The organism is Enterobacter cloacae complex sp. P29RS (assembly GCF_014893445.1).
GTDB classification, from domain to species: domain Bacteria; phylum Pseudomonadota; class Gammaproteobacteria; order Enterobacterales; family Enterobacteriaceae; genus Enterobacter; species Enterobacter intestinihominis.
Window position 1 is genome coordinate 16,027 of sequence record NZ_JADBPZ010000028.1, and the last position, 17,848, is coordinate 33,874.

Annotated in this window: 13 protein-coding genes; 5 read left to right on the top strand and 8 right to left on the bottom strand. The window is 56.9% G+C overall.

What is annotated here, in order from left to right; genetic code table 11:
- Positions 1-79: 79 nt before the first annotated feature.
- Positions 80-1,288, top strand: a complete 1,209-nt coding sequence (locus IM282_RS19010) for an MFS transporter (protein WP_022648579.1) — start codon at positions 80-82, stop codon at positions 1,286-1,288.
- On the opposite strand, the gene mtfA is transcribed toward IM282_RS19010, so the two are convergent.
- Positions 1,285-2,082 (bottom strand): DgsA anti-repressor MtfA, encoded by a 798-nt coding sequence (gene mtfA, locus IM282_RS19015; protein WP_022648578.1) that lies wholly within the window; start codon positions 2,080-2,082, stop codon positions 1,285-1,287. The genes IM282_RS19010 and mtfA overlap by 4 nt on opposite strands.
- Positions 2,083-2,348: 266 nt before the next feature.
- Between mtfA and IM282_RS19020 the strand changes: the two genes are divergently transcribed.
- A complete protein-coding gene (locus tag IM282_RS19020; protein ID WP_023300505.1) occupies positions 2,349-3,251 on the top strand; it encodes a LysR family transcriptional regulator in 903 nt (300 codons plus the stop codon).
- Here the strand turns inward: IM282_RS19020 and IM282_RS19025 are convergent.
- The 3 genes from IM282_RS19025 to IM282_RS19035 form a co-directional block, all read right to left on the bottom strand.
- Positions 3,223-4,011, bottom strand: a complete 789-nt coding sequence (locus tag IM282_RS19025; RefSeq protein WP_192970726.1) for a substrate-binding domain-containing protein — start codon at positions 4,009-4,011, stop codon at positions 3,223-3,225. The two genes, IM282_RS19020 and IM282_RS19025, sit on opposite strands and share 29 nt — an antisense overlap.
- Before the next feature lie 6 nt (positions 4,012-4,017).
- Positions 4,018-5,319 (bottom strand): MFS transporter, encoded by a 1,302-nt coding sequence (locus tag IM282_RS19030; RefSeq protein WP_126503792.1) that lies wholly within the window; start codon positions 5,317-5,319, stop codon positions 4,018-4,020.
- 260 nt (positions 5,320-5,579) lie between these two features.
- Complete coding sequence (locus IM282_RS19035) at positions 5,580-6,875, bottom strand: serine hydrolase (protein WP_023300502.1); 1,296 nt, start codon at positions 6,873-6,875, stop codon at positions 5,580-5,582.
- Between the two features lie 95 nt (positions 6,876-6,970).
- Between IM282_RS19035 and IM282_RS19040 the strand changes: the two genes are divergently transcribed.
- A complete protein-coding gene (locus IM282_RS19040; protein ID WP_192970727.1) occupies positions 6,971-7,876 on the top strand; it encodes a LysR family transcriptional regulator in 906 nt (301 codons plus the stop codon).
- Here the strand turns inward: IM282_RS19040 and fumA are convergent.
- Positions 7,865-9,514 carry a class I fumarate hydratase FumA gene (gene fumA, locus IM282_RS19045; RefSeq protein WP_192970728.1) on the bottom strand — a complete coding sequence of 550 codons (1,650 nt, stop codon included), beginning with the start codon at positions 9,512-9,514 and terminating at the stop codon, positions 7,865-7,867. The genes IM282_RS19040 and fumA overlap by 12 nt on opposite strands.
- Before the next feature lie 52 nt (positions 9,515-9,566).
- Positions 9,567-11,075 carry an anion permease gene (locus IM282_RS19050; protein ID WP_072201094.1) on the bottom strand — a complete coding sequence of 503 codons (1,509 nt, stop codon included), beginning with the start codon at positions 11,073-11,075 and terminating at the stop codon, positions 9,567-9,569.
- A gap of 608 nt (positions 11,076-11,683) precedes the next feature.
- On the opposite strand from IM282_RS19050, the gene IM282_RS19055 reads away from it, so the two are divergent.
- Positions 11,684-14,464: a flavocytochrome c gene (locus tag IM282_RS19055; RefSeq protein ID WP_155019321.1), complete on the top strand. Its 2,781-nt coding sequence runs from the start codon at positions 11,684-11,686 to the stop codon at positions 14,462-14,464.
- Positions 14,465-14,522: 58 nt separating this feature from the next.
- Entirely contained in the window at positions 14,523-15,485 is a 963-nt protein-coding gene (locus IM282_RS19060) for an FAD:protein FMN transferase (protein ID WP_192970729.1), read from the top strand.
- Here IM282_RS19060 and dcuR read toward each other — a convergent pair.
- Together dcuR and IM282_RS19070 are read right to left on the bottom strand one after the other, a co-directional pair.
- The gene (gene dcuR, locus IM282_RS19065; protein WP_023300497.1) at positions 15,466-16,185 is read right to left on the bottom strand and encodes a two-component system response regulator DcuR; all 720 of its coding nucleotides are present in this window, start codon (positions 16,183-16,185) and stop codon (positions 15,466-15,468) included. The genes IM282_RS19060 and dcuR overlap by 20 nt on opposite strands.
- Entirely contained in the window at positions 16,182-17,798 is a 1,617-nt protein-coding gene (locus IM282_RS19070) for a sensor histidine kinase (RefSeq protein WP_192970730.1), read from the bottom strand. Before IM282_RS19070 ends, dcuR begins: the two co-directional genes overlap by 4 nt.
- Between the last annotated feature and the right edge of the window lie 50 nt (positions 17,799-17,848).

The window sequence follows — 17,848 nt, forward strand, 5'->3', positions numbered from 1 at the left end:
GCCGCAACTATTTTTGCAATATTTGTTTTCATAAACTTCATAATTTCCACACATTTATTGACATTATCTTCACAATTCTATGCGCACCTGTACTGAGAACATCACAGACAATATGGCCCCGAAGGCAAACTGGCCCCTTGCACTGGGCGCCGGTTTATTGGGTATCGGACAAAACGGTTTGCTGGTCATGCTGCCGCAGCTGGTCTCCCTGACCGGACTGTCGCTCTCCGTCTGGGCCGGGCTGCTGATGTTCGGCTCGATGCTCTTTTTACCCGCATCGCCCTGGTGGGGACGCCAGAGCGAGCGGCACGGCTGTAAGGTCGTGATGCTGGCCTCGTTAGGCGGCTATCTGGCGAGCTTCGTCCTGATGGCGCTGGTGGTCTGGGCGATGGCCAACGGCGCGCTGAATGCCCTCTGGGGAATGGCGGGCCTGGTTCTGTCGCGCATGCTGTACGGCCTGACGGTATCGGGGCTGGTGCCTGCGGCCCAGACGTGGGCCATTCAACGCGCGGGGCTGGATAAAAGGATGGCGGCGCTGGCAACGATAAGCTCTGGCCTTAGCTGCGGGCGTCTGCTAGGACCGCCTCTGGCCGCGCTGATGCTCAGCGTCAGCCCGGTCGCACCGCTCTGGCTGATGGCGCTGGCGCCGTTTATCGCGCTGCTTCTGGTGCTGCGCGAAGCCGCCGATCCCCCGCTGCCGCCGGTGGCGCACCAGTCGACGCGGTTACAGGCCTCTATGATGCCTTTCCTGCTGCTGGCGCTGCTGCTGGCGGCGCTGGTCAGCCTGATGCAGCTTGGTTTATCGCCGCATCTTCATCCGTTATTTAATGGCGATGCCGTGCAAATCAGCCATCATGTCGCCCTGCTGCTGAGCCTGGCCGCGCTGGCCACCCTGGCGGCGCAGTTTCTGGTGGTACGCCCGCAGCATTTTAGCCCGAGGGTTTTACTCTTAATTGCCGCGGTCTTGATGGTGGCGGGGCTTGGGCTGATGTGTCTCGCCAGTTTAGCCCTGTTCTACGTGGGCATTGTCATCACCTCGCTGGGTGCCGCCATGGCCACGCCGGGATACCAGCTTTTGCTCAACGATCGGCTGACGACGGGCAAAGGGGCAGGGGTGATCGCCACCAGCCATACGCTGGGGTACGGGGCCAGTGCGCTGCTGGTACCCGTGGTGACGCGCTTTTACGGTGAGCAGTTTTTGATTACTGCCGCATGGGGAATGGCGCTGCTGTTTCTCGCGGTGAGCGTGTGGGTACGATCGACCGATCGTACCCCTGCTGAACATTAGTGGAACGGATGAGAGGAGGTGCTGGCTGCGTCCTCACTTTGCCGCAGACGCTGGAGCGGATCCTGCTGGTAAAACTGGCAGAAACGCTGCCACAGCGCCGGGAAGCGTGGGGCAAAAAGCTCAGGTGCGCTAAAGAAATACTCGGACAGCACCGCAAAGCACTCGGCGGGATCGGTCGCGGCATAGGCATCAATGCTGGCCGCGCTTTCACCCACCAGGTCTATCTCATCCTGAATGTTTTCCATCGCCGCGTGCAGGTCGTGCTCCCATCCCGCGACTTCACGCAGCGGGATCAGCGGCACGCCGCTGGCGCGATCGCCGTTGCGGGTATCCAGCTTATGCGCTACTTCGTGAATGATCAGGTTGAAGCCCGAGGCATCGAACGAGTCCTGAATATCCAGCCAGTTGAGGATGATCGGCCCTTGCTGCCAGCTCTGCCCGGACTGCACCATACGCTGGTTGTGCACCAGCCCGATGTCATCCTCCCACTCATCATCGACGATAAACGGCGCCGGGTAGATCAGCACTTCATGGAAGCCATCCAGCCATTCGATACCCAGCTCCAGTACCGGTAAGCAGAAGAGCAGGGCGATGCGCGAATTTTTAAGCGGATCCAGTTCGAAGCCCTGTAGCGGCACCAGCCGTTTTTGCTGTAAAAAACGCTCGGCCAGCTGAATCAGCTTTGATTGCTCTTCAGGCAAGAGATTCGCCAGCACGGGGATCGCCAGAGCCTCATCCCAGGGCAGCGCCATATTTCGACCAGCTTCGTTCGTTTTCCAGGGCCACTTAATCATCGCTTTGCTCGTTACTCGCACGTGAACAAAATGGAAAGGTCAGGGGCTGTTAGCATGCCAACATACTCTGTTAAGCAGTATGACACTCCTCTTCGGCGGCATGCAGACTGGCAGCCTGTTTAGGAGGAATCCAGCCCGCATAAACTATCACTATGTGCCGTAAGGTTGATAGCGCTTTAGGGGTATCCCCTTCATTTTGTGAAGTATGTCGTACGCGGCTATGATAAATCTCTTCTTACCCTACCGTGCTTAAGGATCCCGTCAGTATGCCCGTCAATTTTGACCTCAACGATCTCTACGCCTTCCGCGCTTTACTGGAATACGGCAATTTCCGTCTTGCGGCAGAATCTATTTGCCTTTCCCAGTCGGCGTTGAGTCGCAGAATTGAAAAGCTGGAGGCGGCACTGGGGACAAAACTGTTCGACAGAACTACCCGGCGCGTCACGCTGACCCTGTATGGACAGACCTTTGCCGACCGGTGCGGGCAACTGCTTGTCGACGTGGAGTCCATGCTTTCGGATATCGATAAGGCCAGCGAGGAGCGCACGGGATTGATCACCGTGGCGACGGTGCCGTCAGCCGCCTGTTACTTTATGCCGGATGTGATCCGCCGCTTTCAGTCTCGTTACCCCCGCGTGCGCATTAAACTTATCGACAGCAGCGCCGGAAATGTTATCGAGGCCGTCACCCGCGGACAGGCGGATTTTGGTATCTGCTTTGCACGGAGTTTACAGCCCGACATCGAGTTTGTCCCGCTGGTGGAAGACGTCTACGTGGCCGCCTGCCGACGAGACAGCCCGCTTGCAAAAAGAAAAAGCCTGACGTGGCAGGCTTTTTATCAGCAGGATTATATCGGTCTGGATAAGACCTCCGGCAACCGCAATCTTCTCGACCAGCGGGTCGGACATATTCGGCCTGAGCGCCCCAGCATCTGCGAAACGCGGCACGTGACGACTATGCTCGGGATGGTTGAAGCCGGGATCGGCATTGCGGCCGTACCCGCCATGTCAATGCCCCGCGCAGAGCATTCGCTGCTGACGTCGGTGCCTTTAACCGAGCCAGAGGTCAGGCGAACCGTGGGGTTGATTCGCCGCCGCGGGCGGATCCAGTCCTACATTGCTGCCGAACTCGAAACGCTGATCACCGAGCAGTATCGCGAGGTGCACTGACGGGCGTTAAGCCCGTTGCCGTAATGACGCTGGCCGCCTGTGGCGAGGAGAGAAAGGCCAGCAGCGCTTTTCCCTGCTCAGGATGGTCGGCCTTCTGCGTTACGGCTCCGGCGAAACGGGTAATGTACTGTATGTCGTCAGGCAACTTACCCACAAACGTCACGCCCGGGACCGGCAGAAGCTCGCTCACTTGCTGAAAGCCGAGATCGTATTTCCCTTTTGCCACTTCAGACGCCACCGGGATGCGCTCAACCCGGTGCGCTTTATTTTGGACCTGGCCGTCGATGCCCAGCTTACGGAACAACTGGCTCTCAACATACCGGCCGCTGGCGCTGTCGGAATAAGCCATGGAATGCGCCTTCAGCAGCGTTTGCCGCAGGGCGGGTACCGTACTGACATCCGGCACCGGCGTGCCCGCTTTGACGACCATCCCGACGGGCGAATCCGCCAGCTCCACGCGGGAGCCCGCCGCCGTCCTGCGATCCTGTTCCAGTTTCGCCAGCGCATCTCCAACCATAATCACCACGTCCGCTTTTTCGCCCCGGGCGAGCCGGGCCGGAATGGCCTGCGGTGTTTTGCCCATCGACGGGCCGGAGACCACAATGAGCCTGTCGCCGCTTTGCGCTTCGTACTGCGGCGCCAGCTTCTCCAGCGCCGCTTTGAAGCCGCCAGAAATCATCACCGTCACCTCCTGCGCAAGCGCGCCCGCGCTGAGGGTGGTGAAGGTCAGGGCGGCAATCACCGTTCTGAATGTAAGCATGAGGGATCACTCCTTAACGGTGGTTTGCAGAATTAACGTGCGACGACGATAGAGATAAAGCGTTGCCAGCAGGGCGCAAACGGCGGCAAAGCTCATCCAGTACCCCGGGGAGGCTTTATCGCCGGTGTACTCAATTAAGGCGGTAGAAATCACCGGCGTGAAACCGCCAAAGACCGCCGTTGCGAGGCTATAAGCCAGCGAGAAGCCCGCCACACGCACCTCTGCTGGCATGATCTCCGTCAGGGCCGGGATCATCGCGCCGTTATACAGGCCGTAGAGGAAAGAGAGCCACAGCAGCACGGTCAGCATCATGGAGAAACTCGGGGCTGCCGCCAGCATCGTCAGTGCCGGATAGCTGGTCGCCAGCGCCAGCAGCGTCATGGCGATCAGCACCGGTTTGCGTCCGAAGCGGTCCGACAACGCACCGCCTATCGGTAGCCAGATGAAGTTAGAAATGGCTACCAGCAGCGTGACCAAAAGACTGTCCGAGGCGCTGAGCATCAGGACTTTTTTACCGAAGGTCGGTGCGTAAACGGTGATCAGGTAAAACGCGGTGGTGGTCATCGCCACCATCAGCATACCCGCGACGACTACTGGCCAGTTGGCGAGCAGCGTTGTGAAGACCTGACGCATCGCCAGATGGTGGCGACGGGCGCTGAATTCCTCGGTCTCCTCCAGCTTGCGGCGCAGGAAAAAGATGAACGGCACAATCAGACAGCCAAACAGGAACGGAATACGCCACCCCCATTCGCGAATGGCACTCTCTTCCAGCACCATATTCAGCGCAAAGCCCATCGCCGCCGCGATCATAATGGCGACCTGCTGGCTACCCGACTGCCAGCTGGTGTAGAAACCCTTGCGGCCCGGCGTGGCGATCTCCGCCAGATAAACCGAAACCCCGCCCAGCTCGGCGCCTGCCGAAAAGCCCTGCAACAGGCGGCCGGTCAGCACCAGCAGCGGTGCCCACAGGCCAATGCTCTGATAAGAAGGGATCAGCACAATCAGAAAGGTTCCGGCGGCCATGATCGACAGGGTGACGATCAGCCCTTTACGGCGGCCCACTTTATCAATGTAAGCCCCCAGCACAATGGCCCCGATCGGACGCATCAGAAAGCCCGCGCCAAAGACGGCGAAGGTCATCATCAGCGACGCAAATTCACTGCTTGCCGGGAAGAACGTGTGGGCGATGTAGGTGGCATAAAAACCGAACAGAAAGAAGTCGAATTGCTCAAGAAAGTTGCCCGACGTGACGCGGAAAATCGCGCCCGCTTTCGAACGAACCGTTGCAGGTGAGGTTGAGGAAACCATAATTATCTCCAGTTTTATAGTGACGTTATGCTCGTCTGTTTCTGAAAACTGGATCAGGAAGTGGAAATTGATAAGCGCAAATCGCGCATGGACTGATGCGTGTGGTGCATTAATGACAAAGCGTTGACCAGTATTTACATATTCAACAATAACTTAACATTTCAGTAATCTGTTATTTACCACATTTCGCTAAGTTGCTGATATATCAGTTTTGTGACACCGCGCAGGTGAGAAGCCAGGCGGGGCCTGGCTTGGGATTATCAGCGCAGCGCGTTCGCAATCGCGCTAAACATCAGCGACGCTTCCAGCGGCTGGGCGCTGAATGACGGCTCTGCCTGCGGCCAGGTGGACCACTGGACGATAACCAGATTTTCTTTCTGATTAACCACGATCATCTGACCAAAAATACCCAGCGCCCACAGGGAATCCTTCAGCGAATTTTCGACTTTCGGCTCCACGTTTGTGGCGGTGGCCGGCACTTCGTTGTTCCACCACTGGTAGCCGTACAAGCCCTTCGGATGCGCGGCGGACACCGATCCTTTGGCCTGTGTCCAGGCTGAGGACTGTTTCACCCAGCCCTCGGGGAGGATCTGCTTTCCGTCCGGCAGTGTACCGTTATGCAGGATAAATTCCCCGAAACGCCCCCAGTCTTCCAGCGTGGCGTTAAATCCATGCGCACCCACGTCGTGCTGGCCTTTGCTGTAGGCATGCCACACGCCGTCGCTCGCCATGCCGTACGGCTGCCAGATGCTTTTCTCCAGATACGCCGCGAGCGTCATGCCGGTGGCGCGCTCAAGCACATCGCCTAACAGCCAGGCGCCACCCGAGGAATAGGACCAGTTTTCACCCGCTGGGTGTTCACGGTGTAATCCTTTCACCAGGGTGCGCACGCAGTCGTAGGTGCCCGGTTTCGCTTCGCATTCGGTAAGCCGGGCGAAGTCTGACTGCGGGTTAGTGTAATCTTCGTTCCACGCCACGCCCGAGGTGTGGGTGATGAGCTGTTTCAGCGTTACGCCCTCCCAGGCGGTGCCTTTTAAATCCGGTTCGTACTGGGTGATGAGGTCGTCCAGTGAGTGGATTTTACCCTCTTTTATCGCAACGCCCACCAGCGCGGAAACCACCGATTTGCCCACGGAACGCGACGTCCAGAGCGTTGAGTTGGTATTGCCTTCTCCCAGGTATTTATAGGCCACTTTGCCATTTTTCAGCACCAGCATGCCGCTGACGTTCTGGCGCTTCAGGTAATCCTGAAGATTGTAAATCTTACCCTTCACCTGATAGCGGGCATCGGTGAGCGGTTTTTCTGCGGGCAGCAGCGGCGTTGCGTTGCCGTGGCGGAACACATCGCCCGCGTAGTTGCGGTAGTCATTGCGAAAGCCCACCACGCGATCGGCCTGGCTCCAGGTGAGCATGGTATGTGCGTCCGGGAGTCTGGCATCGAAAGGCGCCGGACAGGTCGTAAGGTCGGTACCGTTGCAGGCCGCCATGACGGCGGGTGAGAGCAGGCTGCTGACAACCAGCGCCGCGAGCAGCGTGCGGTTTGTTTTGATTTTCATATTTATCTCGTTTGGCTCAGGAAGGACTTCAGTTTAAGAACCTGCGGCCTATAATAAAAAACGCGTTATGGGGGAAAATCCCCCGGAAAAATCGCGTGGAGAATGACGTGGCATCACTGATCTATTCCTTTGCCCAACTTGAAGCGTTCACCGCCGTCGCTGAGCACGGCAGCCTGATGAAGGCGGCCAGTAAACTCGGCAAAGATCGTACAACCTTGCGGGATCTGATCGATTTTCTTGAGGATGGGCTGGGCTACGCTCTGTTCCTGCGGGAGGGGCGCAGCCTGCGCCTGACGCCGGAGGGGGAGCAGCTTCAGCGGCAGGCGCACCTGCTGATGCGCCAGGTCAAAGCATTTGAGGCGTTTGCCCGATTGGTGCCGGACAGCGCCACGCAGGACATTGCCCTCGTTTACGATCCGTTCACCCCCAGAGGTTTTTTACAGGCGCTGATTGCCACACTGGCGGCGAAAAAGATCCGCCTGAGCCTGACCAGCGCATCGCGCGATGAGGCGGAAGCCATGCTGGCGAACGGTCAGGCCGATCTGGGGATCTGCCAGGCGCGCAACCGCAGCGTGGGCAATGAGATGGAGTGGCGGGCGCTGGGGGCGATCGAAATGGATTTTTACGCCGCAACGGCGCTTTTTGCGGAGGTTGCGTCGCCGGTGTCGCTGCTCGACCTCTCTCTGGTTCCGCAGGTGATTATGCATGCCGCGTCAGACGAGCCGGTTGCCCGTCGCCTGCAAATTTCAGGGCACACGCTTTTCACTAACGAACTGGAGATGCTGCGCGGCCTGCTGGAGAAAGAGTGCGGCTGGGGATTTTTGCCGACGCATCTTCAGGCGGCGCGATGGCAAAACGTAAAAAGGCTGCACACCGAAGTGGGCAGCCAGGGGATCGGTCAAACGATGGTGACGATCTGGAAACCGGGCAGCGACAAGCGCGGGTTAATTAATGAAACGCTGTCGCTGCTGCCATCATTGTGGAAAGACTCAGCGCTGTGAACAGCCTTTGCACTGCTTGTTCTGGATCTGCTGGAAGAAATCGTTGCCTTTGTCATCCACCAGGATAAAGGCCGGGAAGTTCTCCACTTCAATTTTCCAGATCGCTTCCATACCCAGTTCCGGATACGCCACGCACTCCAGACTCTTGATGCTGTTTTGCGCCAGCACCGCCGCCGGGCCGCCAATGCTGCCGAGGTAGAAGCCGCCGTGTTTATGGCAGGCGTCCGTCACCTGCTGGCTGCGGTTGCCTTTGGCCAGCATGATCATGCTCGCACCGTGGGATTGCAATAAGTCTACATAGGAGTCCATACGCCCGGCGGTGGTTGGACCTAAGGAGCCAGACGCGTAGCCTTCTGGCGTTTTGGCCGGGCCTGCATAGTAAATCGGGTGATCTTTGACGTACTGCGGCAGGGCTTTGCCGTTATCGAGCAGCTCTTTCAGCTTCGCATGGGCGATGTCGCGCGCCACAATAATGGTGCCATTCAGCGACAGGCGGGTGGAGACCGGGTGCGCGGAAAGCTGCGCCAGAATATCGGGCATCGGCTTGTTCAGATCAATGCTTACTACATCGCCTTCCCCCTGCTGGCGCAGGGATTCAGGAATATACTGGCCCGGATTGTGCTCCAGCTTCTCAATCCAGATCCCCTCGCGGTTAATCTTCGCCTTGATGTTGCGGTCGGCGGAGCACGAAACACCCATGCCGATCGGGCAGGAGGCACCGTGGCGCGGCAGACGGATCACGCGAATATCGTGGGCGAAGTATTTCCCGCCAAACTGCGCGCCAAGGCCGAGGTTTTGCGCTTCCTGAAGCAGTTCCTGCTCGAGCTGGACGTCGCGGAACGCCTGGCCGTGCGCGTTGCCTTCGGTTGGCAGGCCATCATAGTAGCGCGCAGAGGCGAGCTTGACGGTTTTCAGCGTGGCTTCCGCTGAGGTGCCGCCGATAACGAAGGCGATATGGTAAGGCGGGCAGGCCGCGGTGCCGAGGGTCCGCATCTTCTCAACCAGATAATTTTTCAGCTTCGCCGGGGTGATCAGCGCTTTGGTTTCCTGATACAGATAAGTTTTGTTGGCGGAACCGCCGCCTTTCGCCATGCAGAGGAATTTGTACTCGTCACCATCCACGCTGTAGAGGTCGATCTGCGCGGGCAGGTTGGTGCCAGTATTCACCTCTTTATACATATCCAGCGCCGCATTCTGCGAGTAGCGCAGGTTGTCTTCAATATAGGTGTTATACACGCCCTGGCTCAGCGCTGCTTCGTCACCGCCGCCGGTCCAGACGCGTTGGCCTTTCTTACCCATAATAATCGCGGTGCCGGTATCCTGGCAGGTCGGCAGCACGCCTTTCGCCGCAATCTCGGAATTGCGCAGGAATTGCAGGGCGACGTACTTATCGTTCTCGCTGGCTTCCGGGTCGCTCAGAATAGCCGCAACCTGCTTCTGGTGAGAGGTGCGCAGCATAAACGCCGCGTCGTGGAAGGCCTGCTGGGCCAGCAGGGTCAACGCCTCTGGCTCGACTTTCAGCACTTCCTGACCGTCGAACTCGGCAACGGAAACGTGCTCTTTGGTCAGCAGATAATATTCGGTGTCGTCATGCGCGAGTGGGAAGGGGTTCTGGTAGATAAAGGGTTTGTTTGACATAGCTTGCTCCACAAAAATTTAACCGCCGGAGGAAATGTCCGGCGGTCAGAAATCAGAACATCATGGACATCCACGGGTAACCAATCAGCAGCAGAGCTGCCAGGAAAATGGCACCGAAGATGGTGCCGAGGCGCCAGTAGTCTTTGGTTGGCAGGTAGCCGCTACCGTAGTAAATCGGGCTTGGGCCCGTACCGTACGGGGTGATGATCCCCATCACGCCCAGCGAGGTCACCATCAGCAGGACGAACACTTCCATATTCATGCCCGGAATGGTGGAGGCAATCGTCAGCATCGCTGGCAGTAGCGCGGTAGTGTGCGCGGTGGTGCTGGCAAACAGGTAGTGCAGCAGGTAGAACGCCAGCAGCAGGACGATGGTGGCCACACCCGGAGAGATACCGCTCATCAGCATGCCGCCTTCTTTACCCAGCCAGCTGATAAAGCCGGTGGAGGAGAGACCATCCGCCAGTGCCACCAGGGTGGCGAACCAGACGAAGGTATTCCACGCGGCTTTGTTGCCGGTGATGTCGTTCCACTCCAGCACGCCGGTCCACAGCATCAGGCCAACGATCAGCAGGGCAGCCATGGCCGGTTCAATCCACGCCGCGGCGAAGATCCACATCAGCAGCGCGCAGCACACGAATACCAGCAGCAGGATCTCATTGCGCGACAGTTTGCCCAGTTTTTCCAGTTCGCGGGTCGCCCACAGTGGTACTTCATTGTTTACCTTCACTTCTGGCGGGTAGAACCAGTAGGCCAGCAGCGGCATGGTCAGGATCAGCAAGATACCCAGCGGCAGGAAGGCGAGGAACCAGGTCCCCCAGGAGATATCAATTCCAACGGTGCTTTTCACCAGCGCCAGTGCCAGCAGGTTAGGTGCCAGAGCGGAAAGGAACATCGAGCTGGTGATACAAGCCGCGGTGATTGCCACCCACATCAGATAGGAACCGATTTTGCGCGCGCTTGGGTCGTTGGGTTTTGAACCGTACAACGGCGGCAGGTTAGCGATAATCGGGTAGATGGTTCCGCCGCTGCGCGCGGTGTTGGACGGGGTGAACGGGGCCAGCAGCAGGTCCGCAAACGTAATGGCGTAACCGAGCGTCAGGCTGCGACGGCCCAGGTACTTCACCAGAATCAGCGCCAGGCGGCGGCCGAAGCGGGTTTTGTCGTAGCCTGCGGCAAACATAAAGGCACCGAAGATCAGCCAGACGGTGGAGTTACCAAACCCGCTCACCGCCCATTTAAAGGAGGCGCCCGCCAGCTTGAATTTCGGGTCAGCCAGCTGTTCGGGGCTAAAGAGCACCCACTGGCTGCACAGCGCAATCGCCACCACGCCGGTGAGGCCGATTACGGCGCCCGGCAGAGGTTCGAAAATCAACCCGACGATGACGCCAACAAAGATGGCGAAGTAGTGCCACGCATAAGGCGGCAGACCTTCCGGAACGGGGACAAACAACAGCAGGACGGCGACAATGACGGGCAGGGCCATCATCAGCAGGCGTTTTGCTGTTCCATTTGATGCCAGATTCGCCGCAGGAGGCGTTACAGCAGTTTTTGTTTTCATAGTTTCACGTCTTAAGTTGTCAAAAATTCGTCGTACAGCGAAAACACAAATTCGATTGCTTTATTCGTTTTGCTTTCTTTAGTTATTTAAGGTGCGTTTTTGTGTTTTCAGTAATAGCGATTTAACGCATTATTGTTTGCGCTAAATAAAAAATGATGATGTTTTTATATTGCGCCTTTGGATGCCATTACTATTGATCGCGATCAAAAAAACAGAATTGAGGACGTAATTTTATACTTTTTATAATAACCACTCTGAGTAGTGTGGTTATTCGCTATTTTTAAGAATTTTATTTATCAATTTTATAACATTATTAATTTGGGTTGTGTTTTAGGTTTTGATTTTAAAGGATTTTTGATGTGCATGGTGTATTGGCTTTACCATTGTTGATTTAACTTTTTTTAAATTAATGTGAACGTATAAAACATTCACGCTAACACCAATGTGTTATTAATGTTATCGCAGGGATTAAATAGTTTATTAACTAACGTAATGGCTTTAGAAACTAAAAAAAGCTTTATATTAATGTCATGACATCGGCAAAAACACGAAATAAAAAATCCATACCGATAACGAATTCTTAATTTTTAAAGTTTGGAGTTTCTATTATGAGCACTAACGAACGTATTTTAAGCCCCTTCACATTACCGAATGGTACTGAACTGAAAAACCGTTTGTTAATGGCCCCGATGACAACCTGTACGGGGTATTACGATGGCACCGTGACCAGCGAGCTGGTGGAGTACTACCGTGCCCGCGCTGGCAGCATCGGCACCATTATCGTTGAATGCTGTTTTGTTGACGATCTCGGCCTTGCGTTCCCGGGCGCAATTGGTATTGATAACGACGAAAAAATCGCCGGACTGGCAAAAATCGCTGACGCCATTAAGTCCAAAGGTTCCAAAGCCCTTCTGCAAATTTACCACGGCGGCCGTATGGTCGACCCAAAACTGATCGGCGGCCGCACGCCGGTTGGCCCAAGCGCGGTTGCCGCGCCGCGTGACGGTGCCGCGACGCCGGTTGCTCTGACTTCAGAAGAAGTGGAAGGCATGATCGGCAAGTTCGGCGAAGCCGTACGCCGCGCAATTCAGGCCGGCTTCGATGGCGTCGAAATCCACGGGGCGAATACCTATCTGATCCAGCAGTTCTACTCCCCGAACTCTAATCAGCGCGACGACGAGTGGGGTGGAAGCCGCGATAACCGCGCGAAATTCCCGCTGGCGGTGCTGGACATTACCCACAAGATGGTGCGCCAGTATGCGGACGACGCGTTCATCGTTGGCTACCGCTTCTCACCGGAAGAGCTGGAAGTCCCCGGCATTCGCTTCGAAGACACCCTGTATCTGCTGGAAAAACTGGCCGCTCGTGGGGTGGATTATCTGCACTTCTCCCTTGGCGCCGCCCTGCGTCCTTCTATCGTCGATACTCAGGACCCGACACCACTTATCGAAAAATACTGCGCCATGCGCTCTGACACGCTGGCGCAGGTACCGGTGATGGGCGTTGGCGGCGTGGTGAATGCCACGGATGTGAATGAAGCGCTGGATCACGGTTACGACCTGATAGCCGTTGGCCGCGCCACCATTGCCTATCCGGACTGGACCGATCGCATCGCGGCGGGCGAAAGCCTGGAGCTGTTTATGGACAGTACCCGACGCGAAGAACTGAGCATCCCGGAACCGCTGTGGCGCTTCTCGCTGGTGGAAGCGATGATCCGCGACATGAGCATGGGCGAATCTAAATTCAAACCGGGCACCTTTATTGAAAAAGTGCAGGACGATGCTAACGAACTGGTGATTAACGTCAGCCTCGAAACCGACCGCATCGCCGATATCGAACTGGCCTCCGGCCCGAGTGAAGACGTCGAGTTTGTCACCAGCTTCGAAGAGATCCGTACCCGAATTCTGGATGCCAATACCCCGCACGTGGATGCTATCACCGGCGCAACCAGCCAGAGCGAGGCGGTGAAAAAAGCGGTCTCGAAGGCGATGCTGAAATCCAGCAAAGCGCTGGCGGCAGAAGAGGGCGCTGACCCGAATGAGACTAAAAGCGTGGACGTGGTGGTGGTCGGCAGCGGCGGTGCCGGTCTGGCGGCGGCGATTCAGGCTCACGACGAAGGCGCGAGCGTGCTGATCGTTGAGAAAATGCCGACTATTGGCGGGAACACCATCAAAGCCTCTGCCGGGATGAACGCGGCGGAGACCCGCTTCCAGCGCGTGAAGGGCATTCAGGACAGCAAAGAGCTGTTCTACCAGGAAAGCCTGAAAGGCGGTGGCAATAAGAACAACCCTGAACTGCTGCGTCGCTTTGTCGAGAACGCGCCGGAGGCCATAGAATGGCTGGCAACGCGCGGCATTATGCTCAACGACATCACCACCACCGGCGGGATGAGCATCGACCGTACGCACCGTCCGAAAGATGGTTCCGCGGTAGGCGGATATCTGATTAGCGGCCTGGTGCGCAATGTCAACAAACGCAACATCGAGGTGATGCTGGATACCTCCGTGAGCGACATCATCTTCGAAAACGGCGAAGTGACCGGCGTGCGTCTGACCACCGAAGAGAACGAAACCCTCACCGTGGCAACCAAAAGCGTAATTGTCGCGACGGGCGGCTTCAGCGCCAACAGCCAGATGGTGGTGAAATACCGTCCGGACCTGGAAGGGTTCGTGACGACTAACCACAAAGGCGCAACCGGCGGCGGTATCGCGCTGCTGGAGCGTATTGGCGCAGGCACCGTCGATATGGGCGAAATCCAGATCCACCCAACCGTTGAGCAGAAAACGTCGTACCTGATTTCCGAATCCATCCGCGGCGGCGGGGCGATTCTGGTAAACCAGCAGGGCAACCGCTTCTATAACGAAATGTCGACCCGCGACAAAGTCTCGGCGCAAATCATCGCGCTGCCGGAGAAATACGCTTACATCGTCTTTGACGAGCATGTTCGCGCCAAAAACAAAGCCGCGGATGAGTACATCGCGAAAGGGTTTGTCACCAGCGCCAGCTCACCAAAAGCCCTGGCGGAAGCGCTGGGGATGGATCACCACCAGTTCCTGGCAACGCTGGAACGCTACAACGGCTTTGTGGAAAAACAGCATGACGATGATTTTGGCCGCACCACCGCGCTGCGTGCGCCTATCAACGAAGGGCCGTTCTATGCCATTCAGATTGCGCCGGGCGTGCACCACACCATGGGCGGTGTGACCATCAATACAGAAACCTGCGTGCTGGACAGCAACCACAACGTATTGCCGGGAGCGTTTGCTGCGGGTGAGGTTGTCGGGGGTATCCACGGCGGTAACCGCATCGGTGGTAATGCGGTGGCAGATATCATTATTTTTGGTACGCTTGCCGGACATCAGGCGGCTAAGCGTTCGAAAACACGGTAAGGCTCCTGTTTCCCCGGCGGCGCGGTGCTTGCCGGGGCTACATCTGAGGACTTATGTAATGCCTGATAGCCATCGCGTTTACAGCTACAACGCCGTTCTGATGGGCTCGCCCATCCTCCTGAAACTCTTCTCCCATGACGAAGCCCTCGCGTCCCGCGTGTTTCGCCTGATCAAACAGTACGAAGATCTCCTCACCGTCAACCGTGCGGATTCGCAGGTGATGGATGTCAACCATGCTGCCGGTCAGCATCCGGTTGTCGTCAGTCGCCCGGTGTTTGACCTGATCCGCTGCGCGAAAGCGGCCAGCCTGCCTACAGACAGTGCGTTCAACCTGGCGATAGGTCCGCTGGTCAAACGCTGGAAAATTGGCTTTAAGGGGGACGCTGTACCGCCCGCGGACGAGATCGCCGCCTTGCTGAGTATCACGGATCCTGCGAACGTGGTACTGGATGACGCCAACAGCAGCGTGTTTCTTACACGCCAGGGAATGGAGATCGATCTGGGGGCTATCGCCAAAGGTTATATCGCCGACAGGGTGCGGGATTACTTGCATAAAGAGGGCGCCGAACTCGGGTTGATCAACCTTGGCGGCAACGTCCAGACGTTAGGCTTGCCGGAGGACGGCTGGCACGTCGGCCTGAAAAAACCGTTCGCCGGTGATGCGCTGATTGGCGCCATAACGGTAGAAAACCGGTCGGTTGTGACGTCAGGCACCTATGAGCGCTACTTCGAGCAGAACGGCAAACGTTATCATCACATACTTGACCCGCGTACCGGCTACCCGCTGGATAACGAACTGGACAGCGTGACGATTATTTCGCAAGACTCCCTCGACGGCGATATCTGGACCACGCTGATCTACGGCATGGGCGTGGAGCAGGGCTGCGCCGCGCTGCGTTCGCGCCCCGATATTGAAGCCATTTTTGTCACCAAAACAAAAGAAGTGGTGATCTCCTCGATGCACCACTTCCGTTTTACCCTTCTGGACGACAGCTACCGAATTACTGGCAGTACTGTTTGAGCAGGCCGACCTGTTCCGGCTGCAAACGGTAGCGATATACCGGTCGACCGGTGGCACCGTAGTGAATGCTGGTGAACAGGATATTGATTTGCGCCAGCCAGATCAGGTATTTGCGGCAGGACACGCGGGAAATGTTGACCGCATTCGCCAGATCGTCGGTGGAAAATTCTATCTCCGGATGGCTGTCGATCCACTGGCAAATGGTGCGCAGCGTCTGCGGCGTTAAGCCTTTCGGTAATTTTTTGCTGTCGGCCAGCTCCGGCGCGCCGCCGTGGATCAGCCTGTCGACGTCGGCCTGTTCATAATACTGATGCGAGCCCATCAGACTGCGCTTTGCCTTCCAGCCGTTCAGCGCCTCTTCAAAACGCGGGAACTGGAACGGTTTAATCAGGTAATCCACCACGCCATAGTGCATCGACGTCTGGATCGTTGCGGCGTCGGAGGCCGACGAAATCATGATAACGTCAATCGGGCGGCCCGATGCGCGGATGATGGGCAATAGATCCAGCCCGTTATCCTGCTGCATATAGACATCCAGCAGCACCAGATCGATCGGCTGGCCTGGGTTTGCGATCAATGCTTCGGCCTGGTTGAGCGTGGAAGCGACGCCGCAGCAGTTAAAACCCTCAACGCGGTTAACATACAGACGGTTGAGGTCGGCTACCATGGCGTCATCATCGACAATTAATACATTTATCACGCGATATTCCTCTCGCTATCCCAGGGGATCTGAACAAAAAATTGGGTAAATACGCCAGGCTCCGACTCGACGGTAATATCTCCGCCCAGGTTCTGGATCTGCTGACGTGCAAGGAACAGCCCAACGCCACGGTTTTCACCTTTTGTTGAGTAGCCCTTTGTAAAAATAGCCTCCAGCCGCTCGGGATCAATGCCGGGACCGTCATCGCTGACCTCACCGCTCAGCCAGCCGTTCTGATAATGCAGCAGCAGGCCGATCTCGCCTTCCGGCTGACCTTCCATCGCATCCAGGGCATTTTCGATTAAATTGCCCAGCACGGTGATCAGAACCGCAACCTGCTCTTCATTGCTGGTGTCAGGAAGCTGACTCTCCTCGGCCAGCGTCAGGGTCACTCCCGCCTCTTTGGCGCGGTTGATTTTACCCAGCAGGAAACCCGCAATGACCGGCGATTTAACCTTGCGCTGTATCGCGCCGATATCCGTCTGATAATTCTGTGCGGTCTGGATGATGTACTCTTCCAGCTTATCGTAGCGCTTCATGTGCAGCAGGCCGAGGATCACGTGTAGCTTGTTCATAAACTCATGCGTATGTGAGCGCAGGGCATCAACATAGTTGACCATACCATCGATACGCTGCATTAACTGGCTGATTTCGGTCTTATCGCGGAAGGTGCTGATTGCCCCGATGACCTGATTCTGGCTTTTCACGGGGACCATGTTGCACAGCAGTAGCCGTCCGTTACAGCCGATCTCTTGATCCTGACGAGCAATGCCGGTTTTCGCCACTTCCCGCAGGCTGACCAGCAATGGTTCGCCGCTGCTCTCGGAGTGCTCACCCGAGCTCAGGAGCAAAATTTCTCTGGCGGTGTGGTTAATCATCGTCACGCGCCCGTGCATATCAACAGCCATCACGCCTTCGCGCAGGGACTGCAACATGGCCTGGCGCTGCTCAAAGAGGGCGGAGATCTCGTAAGGCTCCAGCCCGAAGAGAATACGTTTCAGAACCCGGACCAGACCCCATATCGCCACTGAGCTCATCAGAACGCTGAATAAGATAGTCCACACGGCATTGAGCCGACCGCGGGCAATCTGATCTTCAACTTTATTCAGCGAAATACCCACCACGACCACGCCGATCTGGTCGTGCCGCTCGTCATAAACGGGCGTAAAGACGCGCAGTGCTTCCGCGAGTGCGCCGCGGTTCACGGAGACATTCTCTTTCCCTTCGAGGGCGGGCGTCAGATCGTCGCCAATAAAATGCAAACCTAACAGCGCTTCGTTTGGATGAGAATAGCGGATCCCACGCAGGTCGGTAACCACGGTAAACAGCAGGTCGTTGCGCTTCGTCACCGCCTGGGCAATCGGCTGGATGATGCCGGCCTGCGGCGATACCATCAGGCCACGCTTGATCTCCGGGCTGTCGGCCAGCGTTCGGGCGATACCCAGCGCAGTATCTTTCACGTCATCGCGCGTGGCACGGGTGATCTGCACAGAGTACAGCGCGAAGACCACCAGCAGCACAGAACCGATAATGGCGCACACCATCAGCGTAACCAGCGTATTCAGCTTCATAGGGCGCTTGCGCGTCGGGGGGAAGGGCTGCAAATCGCTCATTAACACTCCGCGATGAAAAAGAAAGGGCTAATTATCGCTGATGACGGGCT

Coding starts and splice junctions, on each gene's coding strand:
- mtfA (WP_022648578.1), bottom strand. CDS start 2,082: ATGATTAAGTGGCCCTGGAAAACGAACGAAGCTGGTCGAAATATGGCG.
- IM282_RS19050 (WP_072201094.1), bottom strand. CDS start 11,075: ATGAAAACAAAAACTGCTGTAACGCCTCCTGCGGCGAATCTGGCATCA.
- IM282_RS19020 (WP_023300505.1), top strand. CDS start 2,349: ATGCCCGTCAATTTTGACCTCAACGATCTCTACGCCTTCCGCGCTTTA.
- IM282_RS19025 (WP_192970726.1), bottom strand. CDS start 4,011: ATGCTTACATTCAGAACGGTGATTGCCGCCCTGACCTTCACCACCCTC.
- IM282_RS19030 (WP_126503792.1), bottom strand. CDS start 5,319: ATGGTTTCCTCAACCTCACCTGCAACGGTTCGTTCGAAAGCGGGCGCG.
- IM282_RS19055 (WP_155019321.1), top strand. CDS start 11,684: ATGAGCACTAACGAACGTATTTTAAGCCCCTTCACATTACCGAATGGT.
- IM282_RS19035 (WP_023300502.1), bottom strand. CDS start 6,875: ATGAAAATCAAAACAAACCGCACGCTGCTCGCGGCGCTGGTTGTCAGC.
- IM282_RS19070 (WP_192970730.1), bottom strand. CDS start 17,798: ATGAGCGATTTGCAGCCCTTCCCCCCGACGCGCAAGCGCCCTATGAAG.
- fumA (WP_192970728.1), bottom strand. CDS start 9,514: ATGTCAAACAAACCCTTTATCTACCAGAACCCCTTCCCACTCGCGCAT.
- IM282_RS19060 (WP_192970729.1), top strand. CDS start 14,523: ATGCCTGATAGCCATCGCGTTTACAGCTACAACGCCGTTCTGATGGGC.
- IM282_RS19010 (WP_022648579.1), top strand. CDS start 80: ATGCGCACCTGTACTGAGAACATCACAGACAATATGGCCCCGAAGGCA.